Below are 1,687 nucleotides of genomic sequence, written 5' to 3'. Positions count from 1 at the left end.
GTCTTCTTGGTCGACAGGTTCAATCCCAGGCTGACTTGCTTCATGTCCTTGCGCCACGTATCAACTTGACGACATCATCATGCAAGACTCGCGCCTTGACGGCGGGTTTTGCAGACCTTCCTTAACGCTGTGCATAGAGCGAAGCCAGCCGGTGGATTAACCAGGAAGCGGCCGAGGCCCGCCAAACCATTCCCGAGTGATGAGCGGAGCAGGGTCCTCGATGCCGCAAAACATGCCCTACAAATGCTTCCAGAGCCTATTTCAGAAGTGGCCTAACGCCCAAGGTAAGCGGCGCCGGAGCCCGATAGGGCGGAGGGTACCAAAAAGGCCCATAAAAATGGCGAAGCCATGGGCCTTTTTGGCGTCCGCTTGACCGCCCAGTTAGGCATTTTCAGTTACTCACAGAGGTGCTTGATGCTCATGTCGTTTTGATTAATGAGGCTAAAAAAAGTTGCAGCAACCGAATTTTTCATGACTTTCTCTGCGGCGGCATTTGCGGACTCCAAGCTCTGCCACTGAACTACATCTACCCACTTGCCATTCGATGATTTGGAAAATGCCCTATCCTTGAAGCCTGGCATATTGCGCAAAGTCGGCGTGACGTTGGCTGCGGCGCGCTTCATGGCACTATCGGACACACCCTTGTTTGACGAGAAGACAACAATTTCCACCACTGGCTTTCCGGCGCAACTCGGAGTCTCGCCAGCGATAGCGGAACAAGGGTGCATGGCGGCCAACATGGCAGCGATAAAAAGTGAGGTATTGCTTTGGAAGAGCTTCATTTGCATAGCGCCTATCTTGTTGAGGAAGCATCACTATGCATAGCATCTACTGACAGCGTGTTGTCAGTAGATGCTGAAACTTTTTTCGATGATGTGAGCGTTTGATGTTGCATGTACTCAGGGAGGGTGCCGGAGAACTGTACTTGGGTTGTGGGTGGCAACAACTCTACATAGCGAATGCGATCAACTCTGAAGTCTCGGTAAGCTTCTTTTGCGGCACACCAAGTACCAATAGTCCATTTTCCGCCCCAATAAAACATACCCAGAGGAAGAACTACTCGTTGCGTGTTTATGCCGTCAAGTGAGCAATAATCTATTTTTACCGGAGAGCCTTTGGTGATTGCTTCGGATAGTGGCCACCAAATTTTTGGGAGTTCGCTGCCTGGAGGGGCTAACATCGAGAAGAATTTTTTGTCGTCGGGCGCATTCATGGCGCCTGGGTTTGATGCTTCAATCTTTGAAATAAGCCCTTGGGCAATAGACCTTGTTTTTCCGCCAACCGATGTCGCGAGCATTTCTAGGCCCAGCGTAAGCGTTGTCATTTCCTCTTGGGTTAGTGACAGTGGCGCAAGTTCGAAGTCTCTATGCAGGCAATACCCAATCCCTGGCTCCCCGTATATCGGTATTCCACTTAAAGATAGATCATCTATATATCGGTAAATGGTTCGCGTGGAAACATTGAGGCGCTCAGCTAGTTTTTGCGCCGTCATGGGTTGATGGGCGCGAATTATGTTCACAACCTGAAATAGCCTATCAGCTTTGCGCACAGTGGTGACTCCGAAATGCCTAACTACCAAGGTAACCGGCGCCGGAGCCCGCTAGGGCGGAGGGCACAACCAAGGGCCATGAGAATGCCGAAGGCATGGCCCTTGGTTGCGTCCGCGTTGACCTGACAGTTAGGCTGT

General features: G+C 51.3%; 2 protein-coding genes. Both read right to left on the bottom strand.

All coding sequences use genetic code 11. The annotated features are described in order from the left end of the window. Nucleotides 1-395: 395 nt before the first annotated feature. Nucleotides 396-782, bottom strand: coding sequence for an antibiotic biosynthesis monooxygenase family protein (locus WNB94_RS17105; protein ID WP_341391581.1), 387 nt, complete (start codon nt 780-782; stop codon nt 396-398). 11 nt (nt 783-793) lie between these two features. Further along, nucleotides 794-1,549, bottom strand: coding sequence for a helix-turn-helix transcriptional regulator (locus tag WNB94_RS17100; RefSeq protein ID WP_341391580.1), 756 nt, complete (start codon nt 1,547-1,549; stop codon nt 794-796). Between the last annotated feature and the right edge of the window lie 138 nt (nt 1,550-1,687).

Origin of the sequence: Aquabacterium sp. A3 (genome assembly GCF_038069945.1) — a bacterium.
Lineage (GTDB): Bacteria > Pseudomonadota > Gammaproteobacteria > Burkholderiales > Burkholderiaceae_C > Aquabacterium.
Note: the sequence above shows the minus strand (reverse complement) of the source record. Positions and strands in the feature narration are given on the sequence as shown.

Coding starts and splice junctions, on each gene's coding strand:
- WNB94_RS17105 (WP_341391581.1), bottom strand. CDS start 782: ATGAAGCTCTTCCAAAGCAATACCTCACTTTTTATCGCTGCCATGTTG.